The organism is Moorena sp. SIO3E8 (assembly GCF_010692445.1).
GTDB lineage: Bacteria > Cyanobacteriota > Cyanobacteriia > Cyanobacteriales > Coleofasciculaceae > Moorena > Moorena bouillonii.
Genome location: NZ_JAAHHM010000042.1, coordinates 23,120 through 39,250, shown reverse-complemented (window position 1 = coordinate 39,250; position 16,131 = coordinate 23,120). Strand labels below are relative to the sequence as shown.

At 44.6% G+C, this 16,131-nt stretch carries 13 protein-coding genes; 4 read left to right on the top strand and 9 right to left on the bottom strand.

Going from position 1 to position 16,131, the window contains the following annotated elements:
* Positions 1 to 116 precede the first annotated feature (116 nt).
* The gene (locus tag F6K46_RS18935) at positions 117 to 470 is read left to right on the top strand and encodes a YbaB/EbfC family nucleoid-associated protein (protein ID WP_008180753.1); all 354 of its coding nucleotides are present in this window, start codon (positions 117 to 119) and stop codon (positions 468 to 470) included.
* 112 nt (positions 471 to 582) lie between these two features.
* Here the strand turns inward: F6K46_RS18935 and F6K46_RS18930 are convergent, their stop codons facing one another.
* Positions 583 to 1,974 (bottom strand): SGNH/GDSL hydrolase family protein, encoded by a 1,392-nt coding sequence (locus F6K46_RS18930; RefSeq protein WP_293060652.1) that lies wholly within the window; start codon positions 1,972 to 1,974, stop codon positions 583 to 585.
* A 171-nt stretch (positions 1,975 to 2,145) separates the two neighbouring features.
* Between F6K46_RS18930 and F6K46_RS18925 the strand changes: the two genes are divergently transcribed.
* Positions 2,146 to 2,637, top strand: coding sequence for a low molecular weight protein-tyrosine-phosphatase (locus F6K46_RS18925; RefSeq protein ID WP_075897510.1), 492 nt, complete (start codon positions 2,146 to 2,148; stop codon positions 2,635 to 2,637).
* Positions 2,638 to 2,708: 71 nt separating this feature from the next.
* Here the strand turns inward: F6K46_RS18925 and F6K46_RS18920 are convergent, their stop codons facing one another.
* From F6K46_RS18920 to F6K46_RS18900, 5 genes are all read right to left on the bottom strand, one after another.
* Positions 2,709 to 3,404: a response regulator transcription factor gene (locus F6K46_RS18920; RefSeq protein WP_293060650.1), complete on the bottom strand. Its 696-nt coding sequence runs from the start codon at positions 3,402 to 3,404 to the stop codon at positions 2,709 to 2,711.
* 257 nt (positions 3,405 to 3,661) lie between these two features.
* Positions 3,662 to 5,326 (bottom strand): thiamine pyrophosphate-binding protein, encoded by a 1,665-nt coding sequence (locus F6K46_RS18915; protein WP_293060648.1) that lies wholly within the window; start codon positions 5,324 to 5,326, stop codon positions 3,662 to 3,664.
* Between the two features lie 253 nt (positions 5,327 to 5,579).
* A complete protein-coding gene (locus tag F6K46_RS18910) occupies positions 5,580 to 7,166 on the bottom strand; it encodes a glucose-6-phosphate isomerase (protein ID WP_293060646.1) in 1,587 nt (528 codons plus the stop codon).
* A 152-nt stretch (positions 7,167 to 7,318) separates the two neighbouring features.
* Positions 7,319 to 8,527, bottom strand: a complete 1,209-nt coding sequence (gene dxr / locus F6K46_RS18905) for a 1-deoxy-D-xylulose-5-phosphate reductoisomerase (protein WP_293060644.1) — start codon at positions 8,525 to 8,527, stop codon at positions 7,319 to 7,321.
* A 189-nt stretch (positions 8,528 to 8,716) separates the two neighbouring features.
* Positions 8,717 to 8,911, bottom strand: coding sequence for a hypothetical protein (locus tag F6K46_RS18900; protein WP_293060642.1), 195 nt, complete (start codon positions 8,909 to 8,911; stop codon positions 8,717 to 8,719).
* Positions 8,912 to 9,012: 101 nt separating this feature from the next.
* Between F6K46_RS18900 and F6K46_RS18895 the strand changes: the two genes are divergently transcribed.
* Both F6K46_RS18895 and F6K46_RS18890 read left to right on the top strand, forming a co-directional pair.
* Complete coding sequence (locus tag F6K46_RS18895; protein ID WP_293060636.1) at positions 9,013 to 10,131, top strand: PLP-dependent transferase; 1,119 nt, start codon at positions 9,013 to 9,015, stop codon at positions 10,129 to 10,131.
* A 479-nt stretch (positions 10,132 to 10,610) separates the two neighbouring features.
* On the top strand, positions 10,611 to 11,825 hold the full coding sequence (locus F6K46_RS18890) for an RNA-guided endonuclease TnpB family protein (protein WP_075897520.1): 1,215 nt from the start codon (positions 10,611 to 10,613) through the stop codon (positions 11,823 to 11,825).
* Between the two features lie 9 nt (positions 11,826 to 11,834).
* On the opposite strand, the gene F6K46_RS18885 is transcribed toward F6K46_RS18890, so the two are convergent.
* The 3 genes from F6K46_RS18885 to F6K46_RS18875 all read right to left on the bottom strand — a co-directional run bounded on the left by F6K46_RS18885 (position 11,835) and on the right by F6K46_RS18875 (position 15,851).
* On the bottom strand, positions 11,835 to 13,472 hold the full coding sequence (locus tag F6K46_RS18885) for an ABC transporter permease subunit (RefSeq protein ID WP_293060634.1): 1,638 nt from the start codon (positions 13,470 to 13,472) through the stop codon (positions 11,835 to 11,837).
* Positions 13,473 to 13,879: 407 nt separating this feature from the next.
* On the bottom strand, positions 13,880 to 14,647 hold the full coding sequence (locus tag F6K46_RS18880) for an ATP-binding cassette domain-containing protein (protein WP_293060632.1): 768 nt from the start codon (positions 14,645 to 14,647) through the stop codon (positions 13,880 to 13,882).
* Between the two features lie 283 nt (positions 14,648 to 14,930).
* The gene (locus tag F6K46_RS18875) at positions 14,931 to 15,851 is read right to left on the bottom strand and encodes a putative selenate ABC transporter substrate-binding protein (RefSeq protein WP_293043608.1); all 921 of its coding nucleotides are present in this window, start codon (positions 15,849 to 15,851) and stop codon (positions 14,931 to 14,933) included.
* Between the last annotated feature and the right edge of the window lie 280 nt (positions 15,852 to 16,131).

Sequence of the window (16,131 nt, the reverse complement as noted above, 5' to 3'; positions counted from 1 at the left end):
CTTGCCCATAGACTGGGCTTAGTGCCAACCTGGGCAGCGGTTAAAACCGCGCTTGACGTTTGTTTTTCCTCCCCGGTCATTAGACAGGGGGTTTCTAAACTTAACTGGGATTTTTTATGACACAAGACAAAGGAAAAGGATTTGGTCTCGGTCTCGGCAAGATGAAAGAACTAGCCGAAGCGTTCAAAAAAGCTCAAGAAGTTCAAAAGGGTGCCAAAGAGCTCCAGGATCAGTTGGAGCAAATGGAAATTGAGGGAACATCAGGGGAAGACGGTAAGGTGAAGGTGTTTCTCAGTGGCAATCAGGAACCCCTACGTGTAGAGATTTCTGAGGATGCTATCAATCAAGGAGCTGAGGCTTTATCTGAACTGGTGTTAGCAGCCATGAAAAATGCCTATGAGACCTCCACAGCCACTATGCGGGAGCGCATGGAAGAACTTACCAGTGGGTTAAATTTGCCAGGTTTATAACCTCTTCGGTCAATTCCCGATCGGGATTCCCTAGGAAAAAACTAAGGGCATGAGGAAATTAATCATTCTCAATGGTTCCAAACCTCATGCCGAATGTCCTTTTAATTCCTGACTATTTATCAAGATTTGAGTAAAACGAAGCTACCTGTAGTTTTGGCAGTGACGTAAGTCCATAATATAAGCTCTTAGCCACCTCTATATTGGCTGCTTCTGTCAAGTGAATGGCATCATTAAAGGCGAGTTCGGGAAAGTTTTGATAAATTGTGTACAAGTTGAGAACCTTGATATTTTTGGGAAAGCCTTTCTCCAGTTGCTGACCCGCTACCACCAATTTGGGATAATTGGCTTGCACTTGTTTTTGGTAAACTTTTCCTAACTGCTGCAAAATTTCCTTCTCTGCTGGTTTGATCGTTTTGTTGCCACGACCAGTTATTTCTGGTTGGACAGCAACTAGTAAAGGAATTCCCTGTCCTGCTGTTAAACGCAGCATATGTCTGAGGTTATTGCGATAGCGCGTTAATCGACGTTCCAGTTCATCGGATTTCTGAGGAAGATACTTCTTCAGTGGCATAACCTCCCCCCTCACCACTAGAGACCGCTGACTCACTGACGGCTGAGGATCAAAGACCCAGTATGTGATTGCTTTAGCGAGATAAGTTTTTGTAACTAAATGCTTCAACTGCTGGGTGAGATGAGTCCAAAAATGCCCAGTCGCATTTTGTAAGAAGGCTTCTGTGTTAGGAATATCTGTTAAATTTTGGTCACTGGGGGTGATCAAATCTGTGTATCCACCCAACACTATTACTGCGTCTGGGCTGTAAGGTAAAATTTTGAGAGCTAACTGAGCTAGTGCATTGCCAGAGGTATACCCTGGTACTGCGGCGTTGATGACACGATACTTACCATTTCGAATCTTTGGCGGCAGAGCAAGTGCTTGCTTTAATTCCGGTTCAGAGGGGGGTAAGGTCATTGGCCGGTATTTCTGTGGGGAACGCCTTTGCTGTTTTATCCGTTGATTGAGACGAGCTTCTAAGTAGCTGGCTATGGTAACTTGATTATTGGCATTCCCTTGACCAAAGGCTGTCGAGCCACCTAACAAAAAAATCCGAATTTCATTTTTGGGTTTGACCAAGGGAACGGGGTCGTCGTCCCGGAAACCCTGCTCATTAATGCGCCAGAAATCACTCTGTTGCTTCCCCAATAAACTGTAACCTACAGCTAGATCCCGTTGGACAGCTAGATCACCAATGTCTGGTAATCCATCATAAAGCTGCTGTGTCTGGTCAACGAACTTGGGACGGTAAACAGTGAAATCTCTGGGTGCCCCCTTGTAGGTAGCTATCTCATTAATTTTGCCGACCGCAGCCACTAATAAACGAGCCAACAATTCCACAATCATCAAACTTAGAACTATCCCTGCGAGCATCGTCAGTAGGTTAAACCGTCGGCGGCGCTTGCGGTAAAGGCTACGGCGCGACTTAAATAGTAAATCTCTTCCTTGCATAACCGTTAAATTAGGAGGTATCCCTTTACAAGTTGGTGTCTTTAAATCACTGCGTTGCTAGACATTGAACCATGAAGCGACATCCCACCACATGGGTTCAACTATCCCATAGAGCAATTTCGTTGCTAAACTTAACACGGCGCAGCTCGTAGTTGACCAAATAATATACCCATGCCCTGCAAGTTACTCTTTGTCTGCCTTGGTAATATCTGCCGTTCTCCCTCAGCTGAGAACATCATGAATCACTTGATAGCACAAGCAAATCTTTCTGACCAAATTGTCGGCGATTCCGCTGGTACTTCCAGTTATCATATTGGCTCTCCCCCGGATCGGCGTATGACAGCAGCTGCCAAACGTCGGGGGATTGTACTCCAGGGGAAAGCACGGCAGTTTAATCGGTCTGACTTGGAAGAATTTGACCTGATTTTAGCTATGGATCAGCAAAACTACGAAGATATTATCTCTCTTGATCCAGCTGGGAAGTATAAAGATAAAGTAAGGCTAATGTGTGATTTTGCCCGTCATCACACCGAGCGCTCAGTCCCCGATCCATACTACGGTGGACCAGAGGGTTTTAATAAGGTGATTGATTTACTGCTAGACGCTTGCGAAGGTCTGCTGGAACACGTTGTTGACAATTACACCAAGACTAGGCAAAACTAAAAACTGCCAACTACTACTAATTGCCAATGGTGAACTTAGCTTTTATGCCATTGGCGGTTAACTGGATGAATTCATTTGATTAAATGGTGTTCTAAGGCAAATCGTAAGAGTTCGGCTCGGTTACTCGTATCAGTTTTTCTGAACAGACGACTAACGTACTTCTCGATTGTCCTGGGACTCAGGTGTAGTTGGTTACCAATTTCGACATTGGATAAACCTGTAGCCAGTAAATTCAATACTTGCTGTTCCCGCTCGGTCAGCTGTAGAGCATGAGCTTGGGTATTATTCCCTGATTGATGATTAATCTCTAGGGAGTTGATTGATCTCGATGCCGATTTATCAACTAGCTCTTTTGTAGTCTGTGGTGATGAGAATCGTAACTCTGTATGAATCATTTGCGATCGCACTAGTAAACTTTGAATGACTGCACCCAATTCTTGCATCTCAAAGGGCTTAGGTAGGTAGACATCACACCCCGACTGATAACCCTTGATGCGTTGATTGGTACTATTGAGTTCGGTTAAAAATACAACAGGTAACAACCGCAATGGGGGCTTCTGACGCACTTTTCTCACCAGTTCATAGCCATCTATTCGGGGCATATTAATATCTGTAACCAGAAGGTGAGGGTGATAAGTCTCAATCATAGACAGCGCTTGCTGACCATTTTCAGCAGTAATAACTGAATAACCTGACATTTCCAGATAATCGCTTACAGACAGACGAGTGCCCAGGTCGTCATCTGCAACCAGAATAATCAATGGCATGGGATAACTATAGTACTGACATTTAGAACAAACCTACTCTTAAGCTAGGTCATCTGGTGCTCAATTGGTGACTAAAAATACTTCGTTCGCGTAGCGTCGCCGAAAGGCGACGCCAGCTCCGTCAGAACTGTCTGGAGATAGGAGTTGCCTGGTAAAATTAATATAGATACCTAGACAACAACATAGCTCAGGGTTCACAAATAATCACCCTTGTGATTAATTAGTCAGTCAGCACCCCCTCTTGCCTAAACCAGCCACTACTCTGATAATCCTTGCATAGCACTTAAGGCTTTCCCCAAGCGCTTGACACCATCAGAGCAATCGAGGCGATCTAAATGAACTTCGATAAAGGAGACACTATTCTGGTTTACTTTTGCCTGTTCTAAAGCTTGTTCTAGCTCACCTTCAGTACCCACTTGGCAACTCCAGCTATTGCCAAAAACCTGGGGTAACTGATGATATTTCCAAGGTTGAATATTGTTGTACGAGCCTTCATGGATAGCCCGCTCAATAGTGTACCCGTCATTATTAATTAAGAAGATAATCGGGTTAAGTTGATGCCTAATAATCGTAGAAAGTTCCTGACAGGTCATCTGGAAGGCACCATCACCGACAAACACAATCGGTCTACGGTTAGGAACAGCCAAACCGACTCCTAGGCAGGCAGGAACTGAGAAGCCAATAGATGTGTAAAGGGCCTGTCCAATGTAGTCGCTGTCTCCTTGGAGTACCAAATCAACGGTAGCAATTAAAGCATCACCAGTTTCAGCAATCACGATTGAGTCATCATCAATAAAGTGAGTCATCCGCTCATAGAATCTGGCGTTGGTTAGCTTTTGCTCAGGTTGTGACTCAAAGCCTTTAGACAAAGACTCTATAGCTGGCTTTATATCCAAGACATCAGATTTTTTCTTCTTAAGTTTGGCAGTTAGACCAGCAATGAAATCCGGTAGATACACTGGAGAATAGAAGTGGTGTTTGATTTTAACTTTGTCAGAATTAGCGTTTATTAATCGCTCTTCGGGCAGTTGGGCAGTGAAACCACCCAGATTAATGTCTGACATGAAGGCACCCAAGCATAAAATACAGTCTGCTGTTTCAACTCGTTGGCGTACATAGTCCTGACTGAACGCTCCTGCATAACTACCAATGAATTGTGGGTGGCTTTCCGAGATGATTGACTTGCCTAACAGAGTAGTAGCGAAGGGATATCCTGTCTGCTCCAGCAGGTGGGTAAGTTGGTCTGCTATTCCGTAGCGGTGGAGTTCAACCCCAGCTATAACAACGGGATACTGGGATTGCTCTAGTAAACTTACGGCCTCTTCAACTGCCTCTGATAAAGCGTGGACATCCATAATTGGGGCTTCTGGTAAGTCACGTTCCCCAGTAACAGGACAAGGTTGATTGACTATGTCTGAGGGAATTTCAATGTATACAGGTCTGCGGTGGCGCAAACAAGCAGCAATAGTCTGGTCGATTTGCCTTGCCGCTTGACTAGGGCTGGTAAGCCTCACGGCTGCCACTGTAATTTTTTCAAAAATTTCCAGCTGTAGATTGTAATTACCTGCAGTGTGATGTAGGAGTAACTTCTGTTGCCGCTGGGAACTGTTAGGCGCTCCACTAATCACGATCAAGGGGACTAGCTCAGCATAGGCACCCGCCACCGCATTGACTAGACTGAGTCCACCGACATTATAGGTAACGCACAACCCACCAACACCATTCAGGCGGGCATAGGCATCAGCTGCATATCCGGCATTGAGTTCGTTACAGGTGTAGATTAACTCTACAGAACTGTCTATCAAGACATCCATCAGACCCAGGACGTAATCTCCCACTACGCCAAAAATATGCTTGACACCAGCCGCTTGCAGGCGTTGAGTAAGGTATTGACCGACAGTTACTACATCGGACTGAGCCATTGCACCTCTGACCTCTTTAATTCAGCTACCTTTATGCCCAGCATTGTAACCAAAATTTTAAGAAACGTTACATTTTTTGTAAAAAACGTTACATTTAAGATATGATCTAACCTTTTATGATTTCTATTCTAGCAAGTTTCTTGAGTTGACTAGGAAGCCTAACGTCTTTTTTGTTAACTAGCCTTTAAGTTGACGGTTAGTTGTCAAGGATTAACAGTCAACCGTCAACAAAAAAGGTGAAATGTGTCTTAGCTTATACAGCAGAAACTTTTAGAGTACTTGGTTGCCCCAGATTCCCTTCTAAGACAATACCCCGCTGGTTATAAGCCAGATGACGCAGCAATTTGTAAATCCCTTCAATTTGGTCAGGGGCTCCCGCTTTCTCAGCTAACTCTGAAATAGATATGGCAACACTTTCCTGGTGTAGTACCTCCATCACCTGTTTCTGTAAATCCAGAATGGCAGCGGCGGCTTTTTTACCCGCTTCTACCCCAGGTTGGTGATAGGCATTGATATTCACCAAGGATGCATAAAGACCAACAGCACGTTCATACAGGGCAATTAATGCCCCCACCGTTCTAGCATTGACCTGAGGAATGCTTACAGTAATAGAATCCCGTTGATTGTCATACAACGCCTGCCGAGTGCCTTGTAATAAACCTGATAGATAGTCTCCCGCAGTTACACCAGGTTCTACTTCTGGAGACTTGCCTTGTCGGTCTTCTAAGACTTCAATGAAGGTGACAAAGAAATTGGGAACACCTTCCCGAAGTTGCTGTACGTAGGCATGTTGATCCGTTGAGCCTTTGTTACCATAAACTGCAATGCCCTGATAAACCGTATTGCCCTCTAGGTCTTTTTCCTTACCTAGAGATTCCATTACCAGCTGCTGTAAGTAGCGGGAGAATAGCAATAGACTGTCTTTGTAAGGCAACATGACCATATCTTTCTCCCCCTTACCATTGCCAGCAAAGTACCAGCATAGGGCAAGTAAGGCGGCTGGATTGCTTTTGAGCTGGCTGCTACCGGTCGCGCTATCCATATCTTTAGCACCAGCCAGCATCTGACGGATATCAATCCCTTGTAGTGACGCTGGAAGTAGTCCCACGGCGGACATTTCAGAGGTACGTCCTCCTACCCAATCGTACATGGGAAAGGTGGCTAGCCAACCTTCGGATTTTGCCAATTGATCTAGTTTGCTGCCAACACCCGTAATGGCAACAGCCTGGGCAGCAAAGTCTAGATTCTGAGACTCGTAGGCTGTTTTAACTTCCACCATGCCGTTACGAGTTTCTGGTGTTCCCCCAGATTTAGAGATAACTAATACCAGAGTGCTAGACAATCGATCTTGGAGTCGGGTAAGCACAGCATCAATGCCAGCTGGGTCAGTATTGTCAATAAAGTGAATAGCCAAAGGAGGAGAGTCTAGCGCGAGGGCTTCAGCGACAAACTCAGGACCAAGGGCAGAGCCCCCAATACCAATGGAAAGAACATCTGTAAATTTTGGTGCCCTAGGGGGATGGATGGCACCCGTGTGGACATTTTGGGTAAAGGTTTCAATCTTTTCGAGAGTGTTGACAATGTCTTGTTGGAGTTCTGGAGTTGGGGCTAAGTCCGGGTCTCTTAGCCAGTAGTGACCGACCATGCGGTTTTCATCAGGGTTTGCGATCGCACCGTTGACTAGGGCATCCATATCCTTAAATGCCTTTTCAAACTTAGGCAGCATCGCCTCCACAAAGGCATCATCAAACCCCATACGGCTGATATCGAGGTAAAGCTCTAACCCTTTGTGGTAATAAAGCCAATCCTGATAGCGTTGCCAGAGTGCAGCGGCGTCCATAAGTAGCTCTCCAACTTCTTTTATTGTCCACTCACAAGTTTAAGGCAAGCACATAGCGTAAACTACCCCGACTGAGCTAGCCCTTGAGGTCGGGGCTATGGGCGATTGTTGCCAAAACGTTTTTTAGATTTTTGAGCAGGTCTTGAACCTAATCAACTTGTTGAAGCTAGAGGCTGCGGGAAAGTGATCGAATCCCGGAGCAACTTACTAGCAGCTAAAACTTCCTGTCTTGCCCATTGATCTGCTGCCAAGATATCCTCTAAGGAAGGATTGGAACAGTTATCAGCTTGGTGGCGATCGCATACAGATTCAATACAACGAGCAATATCCAAATAACCAATTTTCTCCTGTAGGAATAGGGCAACTGCCTGCTCATTCGCTGCATTCAATACCGCTGGCATCGACCCACCAGCCCGACCAGCGGCATCAGCGATGCCCATACAGGGATATTTCTGATGATCCGGTTCCCTAAAAGTCAAATTACCAGCTTTCACCAAATCTAGTGGTTCCCAATCGGTATAGATCCGTTCCGGCCATGAGAGGGCATAGAGTAAAGGTAAGCGCATATCTGGCCAACCTAACTGAGCTAACATTGAGGTATCTTGTAGTTCAATCAGGGAGTGAATAATACTCTGGGGATGAATCACAATGTCGATGTGGTCATAATCCATGCCAAACAGGAAGTGAGCCTCAATCACTTCCAATCCCTTATTCATGAGAGTGGCAGAGTCTACAGTAATTTTACGTCCCATGGACCAGTTGGGATGCTTCAGGGCATCAGCAACCTTCACTGAAGCTAACTTGTCCACGGACCAATCTCGGAAAGCCCCCCCGGATGCGGTTAGGATAATCCGCCGCAATCCCCCTGCTGGAACTCCCTGAAGACACTGAAAAATTGCCGAATGTTCTGAGTCAGCTGGTAGCAGCTTAATACCATGTTTTTCCACTAAGGGTAGTACCACTGGACCACCTGCAATTAGAGTTTCTTTATTCGCTAAAGCAATGTCTTTACCCGCTTCAATAGCAGCAATAGTAGGCAACAAACCCGCACAGCCGACAATGCCAGTAACTACAGCTTCGGCATCACCATAGCGTGCCACTTCTACCACTCCAGCTTCGCCCCCTAGGAGGATAGGTTGGGGGTCAAGGTCAGCAATTGCTGCTTTGAGTTCTGGCAATCTCTCTTGATCACGAATTGCGGCAATTATCGGTCGAAATTGCCGAATTTGAGCGGCTAACATTTCCACATTGCGCCCAGCTGCCAATCCCACTAACTGGAATTGCTCGGGGTATTGATTAACAATATCGAGAGTTTGGGTACCTATTGAGCCAGTGGAACCTAAGAGTGTAATTTTTTTCACAATTTTTTTATAATTACCAACAACTCCCCTATCATACCGGGGCAATGGGAAGCCCATAAGTAACTCAACCCCATTAAAACAATTGGTAAATTTTTCTTATGGTACTGGCAATTTGGCAACAAACCTTACTGATTATAGGTTTTGATTAAGTTTTACCCCTATTGTCAGTGATAAGCAAGTCTTATGTAATCAATCACACAACGTAGACCGGATTAATGCGGCATGATATGGCCAACATGTATATATAGTAGTTTTCAATTGGGTGAGGTACAAAGTCCTGGGTTTTAGGGAATAGGGACTAGAGAGTAGGGAGTAGGGAGTAGGGAGTAATAATCCCCCCTTGCCCCCCTTAATAAGGGCGGGAGAAAATTGACTGTACCTCATAAGTATGAGGAACGCTATATTCTATATATATACATAATATATAGATGATGTGGCGTCTTCCCTATGAAAAGGTATTATCAGTGATTTGAGCAAAAGGTTGCATGAAAATTGAGACACTGGCAGTGCATGCTGGCCATAATATTGACTCAGCCACAGGGGCAGTAGTGTCCCCAATTTATCTATCTACTACATTTGAACGTCAGCCAGACGGCAGCTACCCTCAGGGTTATAACTACAGTCGAGACAATAACCCGAATCGGGATAGTTTGGAGAAATGCCTGTCTAAATTGGAGGGGGGAGCAGCCGCCGCCGCTTTTTCTTCTGGTTCAGCAGCTACCTTGAGTATCTTCCAGGCTTTGTCTCCTGGAGACCATGTAGTTGCACCTCTAGATAGTTACACAGGAACTGGGTTTCTCTTGCGAGAAATTTTCGGCCCTTGGAATTTGGAGGTTACTTTTGTAGATATGGCTAATCCTACCACAGTCATGGAGGCAGTTCAACCCAACACCAAGCTGATTTGGATAGAAACCCCTTCCAATCCGATGTTAAGGATTACTGATATCAGCAAGATTGCCCACATTGCCAATCAGCATAATGTTTGTTGTGTTTGCGATAACACTTGGGCAACACCGATTAGCCAACGTCCTTTGGAGTTGGGGGCAGATTTGGTTATACACTCCACAACCAAGTATCTCGGTGGACACAGTGATGTCTTAGGAGGTGCCGTGATTACTAAGGTTGAGGATGAATTTTTTCAAAAAATTAAAACAATTCAGATGGCTGGCGGTTCAGTAGCCGCTCCTTTCGACTGTTGGTTACTCCTGCGGAGCATTCAGACCTTACCCTACCGCATGAGAGCTCATTCAGAAAATGCCTTGAAGGTGGCACGGTTTTTAGAAGAACACTCCAAAGTAGAAGCTGTTCATTATCCCGGATTGCCAAACCATCCAGGACATAGGATTGCTGCTGGTCAGATGAACCTGTTTGGGGGTATGATTTCTTTCCAGGTGAAAGGAAACATCGAAGATGCCTTTGCCTTTACTGCCAAGGTGAAAGTATTTACACGAGCCACTAGCTTGGGTGGTGTCGAGAGTTTAGTCGAACATCGTGCTTCCATGGAATTTCCTGGTACCAGAACCCCAGACAATCTGTTACGGATGTCTGTTGGTCTTGAACATACTGATGATCTACTAGAAGATCTCGCCCAAGCTTTAGGTTAGTGAGGAGCCGTTGCACATTTGTGGGATGTTACCATTTTTTGCACATAACTAAAAGTGGCTTATAGTCTACAGTTCAAACTTCCTTCGGCAAATAGGTACATCATCCTGTTATTGTGCAACGCCAGTAAGGCAGAAGCATAATCCCATTACGAGGGGACGCACAAGTCGAAAGCCCCGCGTTTTTAAACCGGGTTAGAATTTACCGCAAGAATAGTGGAGCCTTTATAGTCGGCAGGTTATGAGTAAAAGTTTGAAGGTTTTTGTAATAAGGCTCCACTATTCTAAGGTTTCGTCTCCGGGATGAAGACTAGCAGCGACTTGAGTCGCCGTGAAAAAAATCTTGACTAGTACTTGACGCTTTTATATAAAATTGCTAGAGTAAAGACATATCGTTCGCGTAGCGCGACCGTTAGCGTAGCGTGACCGTTGGTCAAGGTCGAGGAGGTCGAATTTCGTTCGCGTAGCGTGATCTAAGGTCAATGATCATTCTAGAGTTTAAAGCCAAGGGCAAAAAGTATCAATATTCAGCTATAGACGAAGCTATCCGGACAGTTAAGTTTATCCGAAATAGTTGTATTCGCCTGTGGTTAGACAACAAAGGGACAGGAAAAAGTGACCTTAGCCGGTACTCTAAAATACTAGCTAAAGAGTTTACCTTTGCTAATGAATTAAACTCTACCGCTCGTCAGGCTGCATCTGAGAGGGCATGGTCATCGATTGTTCGCTTCTACGATAACTGCAAGAAAAAAGTTCCAGGCAAAAAGGGTTTTCCTAGATTCCAAAAGCGTGCTCGCTCTGTCGAGTACAAGAAGTCAGGATGGAAGTTATCTCCTGATAAAAAGTCGATAACGTTCACAGACAAAAAAGGGATTGGAAAGCTTAAGCTAAAGGGGACTTGGGACTTGTGGCGCTTCGACAAGAAGCAAATTAATCGGGTTCGGATAGTTAAACGAGCTGATGGGTACTATGTTCAATTTTGCGTTGCAGTTAACGTAAAAGAGGAAGTAGAGCACACAGGTGAAATGATTGGTCTGGATGTAGGACTCAAAGAGTTTTATACAGACTCCAATGGTCATTCTGAACCTAACCCCCAATTCTATAGAAAAGGGGAAAGACGTTTAAAATTTTATCAACGTCGGGTTTCCCGAAAAAAGAAAGGCTCATCCAACCGAAGAAAAGCGGTCAATATACTAGGTAGACAGCACCTTAAAATAAGTAGGCAGCGTGAAGAACATGCAAAGAGACTTGCACGTTGCGTAATCCGATCTAACGATCTGGTCGCCTACGAAGATTTAAGAGTTAAGAATCTGGTAAAAAATCACTGTCTCGCCAAATCTATTAATGACGCTGGTTGGTATCAATTTAGGAAATGGTTGGAGCATTTTGGGATTAAGTTTGGCAGGATGACTGTTGCAGTGAATCCTGCCTACACTAGCCAGAACTGTTCTGAATGCGGTGAAACTGTTAAAAAGTCCCTATCTACTAGGACTCATGTATGTGAATGTGGGTGTGAACTTGATAGAGACCACAATGCCGCTATCAACATCCGAAATCGAGCCATAAGTACGACGGGGCACGTCGGAACTTGGATTATTAATCCAAACGCTTCAGGAGATTTGGCCTCTACTGTCCTTGATTCCGGTCAGGTTCAGCAAGCCGAGTCATTGAGTGAAGAATCCCCGTCTCGCGATTAGCGGGGAGTGTCAATAGTTTAGAGATTTATGAGGAGTTATCGATTCTCTAGCGGCAGCACTCACCCAATCAACGAAAAAAGTCAAAAAGACAAAACAAACCAGCGTCATGCCCACACTCGGATAATCAAAGCTGCTCAGTTGTTCGGTCAACAATACCCCTAATCCTCCAGCTCCAACTAATCCTACAATGACTGTCTCCCGCATACACACCTCCCAGCGATAGAAAATATAAGCCAGAAAACGAGGTAAATTCATCGGGAATATCCCATAGAGAAACAAGAGTGCTCCTGGAGTTCCTTGTGCTTTTAAGGCTTCTAAGGGAGGCTTTTCCAAATTTTCATTTATTTCTGCCATCAACCTGCCAAGGATGCCTAGATTATGCAATCCTAGGGCGATCGCACCAGGTAAAACTCCCGGAAACATGACAAACATCACCACTAATGCCCAAATTGGGGCAGGAATAGCTCTGCCAAACATTAGTATGATCCTGGTGAATACTAGGATAGACCAGCCTTGTAAGGCAGCTAATCGCGAAGCTTTTGGACTGGGATTGAGCAATCCCCCTGGTAGCAAAAAATTATGGGCTGCTGGAAAAGACAGAACAATCCCTACAAGACCAGAACCAGCACTCGCCAGGACAGACATAACTAGAGTTTGTAGTGATAACTTCCACAGCTGCGACAAGGGCACAGCCTTAAAATCGAGGGGAAATGATGCTTGGGCAATGTCACCCAAGAGTTTTTGAGTTCGGGGAGACCAAAACTTGCTCACATCAGGACTGACATACAAAAACCCCAAACAGCACAAAGCCAATAAAATTAAAACTACTCTCAAATTAATCCGGCGGCGCAAGATGACACTACTGATGTCAATCCCAGCGCTTAATAAAACTAGGGCATAGAAAAATGTCCATAGTTGTTCGTAACGCAGAGACTGTAAACTCAGCAAGATCTCATAGCCCAACCCACCAGCCCCAACCAGCCCCAGTACAGTAGCTGAACGAATGGAACACTCAAAGCGATAGAGGGTGTAGGACAGGAGATTTGAAAAGGCTTGCGGAATGATACTGTAAAGAAAGGCCATCAAGGGGGACACGCCACTACTGAGTAATGCCATCAAAGCACCCCGGGGCGTTTCATCCAGAATTTCTGAGAAGACCTTCGCGACTATTGCCCCATAGGGAATGGCGATGGCCATAATGGCCGCCAGAGGATCTAAACCCCAGATACTGACAAAAAAAATGCCCCAGATCATCTCATGAATTGCTCTGGGGAAGGCCAGCAGTCCCCGAATTCCCAGCCAGATGGGTTGTCGCAGAGTCCAGTGAGGCAAGACTGTCAACCACCAAACCTGGGAGGTGATAACTCCTGCCACCACGCCGAGCAAGATACTCAGAAAAGTGCCGCAGGCGGCATAAGCTAGGGTCGTGAGGGTAGCCTTCAGGGTCAGCTGCAGAAACTCAGGACTCACTTCGGGGTGCCAACTCGCCCGCAAGAATCGCAATAGTTGGTAAAATCCTCCCACATTAACAAGATCTTGCTCAAAGATACCAGCTTTAACAACCGCCATCCCGATAAAAATGACAAAACAAATTCCCCACAGCAGGCTGCGATTCAGTAATGGTGGACGAGATAAACTTTGAGTCATCTAAGTTATTGCAACGGAAGTATATTAGTTTAATAGTATTTTGGTTTCAAGGGAACAGTGGATAAAGTAACAGGGAAAATCAAACGGGTAACAGGGAACACAAATAGAAATTTATAGAATACCATAACACCCTAAAACTAGAGGTTAATAGACGAAACAAACGAAATAAATGGTAGTGTAAATATGTAATAACTTAGCTTTACTGTAGTCAAAATTTAGAAAATTAATAGAACTACTTTGGTCACGGTAATATCGTTGATAAAATTCAAGTTTAAATCATCATTTTTGGAACGTTTAGTTTGATTCAGTTGAGTCGATTAAAGATGATTTATAGACCTCTAATGTGTTTTAATATTTACTCCAAGTGCTATAGGATTTGAGACGGAAAGGTTCCTAAAAATTTCAAACTATACATTCATCAGATCAGTCTCTGTAGCATATAATTTGTCGATCATGCTCTGAGACAAAACCCCTGGAGGAACATCAAAGACAATCTTTCCCCGTTGCAATCCCACCAAGCGATCGCAATGACTGCAGGCGAATTCGATAGAATGCAGACTAGTTACTAATGTCTTTCCCCCGGTTTCACTTATCTCCTTTAGCAAATCCATAATTTCCCGACTCATTTGCCTGTCCAGGTTAGAAATCGGTTCATCAGCAAGAATCACGTCAGGATTTTGCACCAGCACTCTAGCTAAGGCAACCCTTTGTTGCTGTCCTCCAGACAGTTCCTCGGTTGGTGCATAAAGCTTTTCGGGAATTCCTACCTGAGCTAAAGCCTTGAGAGCAGTGTCTACCTCTTGGGGAAACAATAAAGAAATAAGAGCTTTCATCAATGACCAGCGTCCTAAATGACCGGCATTAACGTTATGAATCACCCGGAGGTTATTGACTAGATTGAACTGTTGGTAAACGGTGCCAAGGCGACGCTGCACCTGACGCAATTGGCGCGGGGAGATTCTAGCTAGATTACGACCTAAGACCCAGACTTCTCCTTCGCTGGGGAGTAAGATGCCATTGAGCAGGCGCATCAAGGTACTTTTACCTGCACCACTCGCCCCCACTAGGGCAACTCGTTCCCCAGGATAAATCTTGAGGTTAAGGTTAGTCAATGCCCGAAACTGGCCAAATTGCTGGGATACCTGTTTGAGTTCAAAGATAGGAATTTTAGTCATTGGTGATTAGTGATAAGCTCTTCAGCATTTGGCGTTGCTTAATATTGGAATGATTTTAAAAGTTTTTAGGTGCGCTTTCCGCATCTAATTATTAAATTCGCCACGGGTCGCACCTGTGGAATGGGCATCTTGCCTGTTCGGCGATCTTTTCTGGCTGGCAGGATGCCCACCCTACTCCTATTCATTCGAAGACTGACGCAACGCCACCTAAATTGCTCAAAGGTAACAGGGAACAGCGGATAAAGGAACGGGGAATAGCCAATTTAAATGTAGATCAGCTTATTTACTTAATCTTGCCAATTTTCCGTCCAATTTTCTCAATTTGGGCATAGTTGTCATTTTTTGTAGAAATAAATTTAGTAGCTCCAAATAAGTCAAGAATTTCTTTTTGCTCCGGAACATTAGGATCTAGCTTTAATAAGGCGGCTTGAACCCGCTCGACAAAATCATCCCCGTAGCGTTCTTTGACTTTAGGATTAATCACCCAGTGATAATCATAGTAAGCTGGAGTTCGCCAAATCAACTCTACTTTTTTTAAGTCCACATTTCCAGCTGCAACGCGACTCTTCCAGACCTGTTCGTTCAAGGCTCCTACCTTGTAGCTCCCTGCCTCAACCAATTGAATGGTGGCATCGTGGGATTTTGAAAACCCAACTTCACCTTTAAAATCGTCTAAGGTTACCCCTGCTTGTTCGAGAAAATACTGGGGCATCAAGCGTCCAGAGGTAGATGACTCACTGCCAAAAGTTAAGGTATGACCTTTCAAAACTTTTAAATCTTTAATATCCTTAATGGGTTTGAGCCCGCTGCTTTTATTGGCGATAAAAACGGTGTGAAATTCAGCATCAATATCCCGTTGAGCGATCGCTTCAGCCTCTTCTACCTGTAACCGTGCTTGAACCCCAGTCAGTCCACCAAACCAGACCAGATCCAAGTCCCCCACCCGAAAAGCTGTTACCGCTGCTGCATAGTCAATCACGGGCTTGTATTCTACCGGAACCTTTAACTCCGCTTCTAGGTAAGCTGCAAGCTTGCCGTAGAGTCGCTGTAACTTTTCAGGATCTTGATCGGGGATTGCTCCAGTGGTAAAAGATTGAACCTGAGCCCCATTTCCAGACGAGGATGTAGAATCGGAGCTAGGGGCACAGGCAGTAACCGGTAGTAATAGGACTAAAAGAAAACCTAGTAAGATTTTTTTGTTCATTGTTTTCTTCCTTGATCATCAAACTGTGAAGATTATACTTTGGCTAAGGTAAAAATTTAATTTTTTTATCCCAGATTTCGCCGATCAAGTTGTAGTATTAAAGTAATACGCTAATAATTCTGTGTAGCTTGGCGATTTTTTTTACCTATAAATAGTGAATTTGGCGCTATCGATGTTTGATCAGCCACAGATAAAGCCTGATTATTACCTATGACACTGTCAAGTCTGGGATGTGGGTTTTATTGAAGCAAAATTAGATAAACTGAAGACAGCTTTTTCA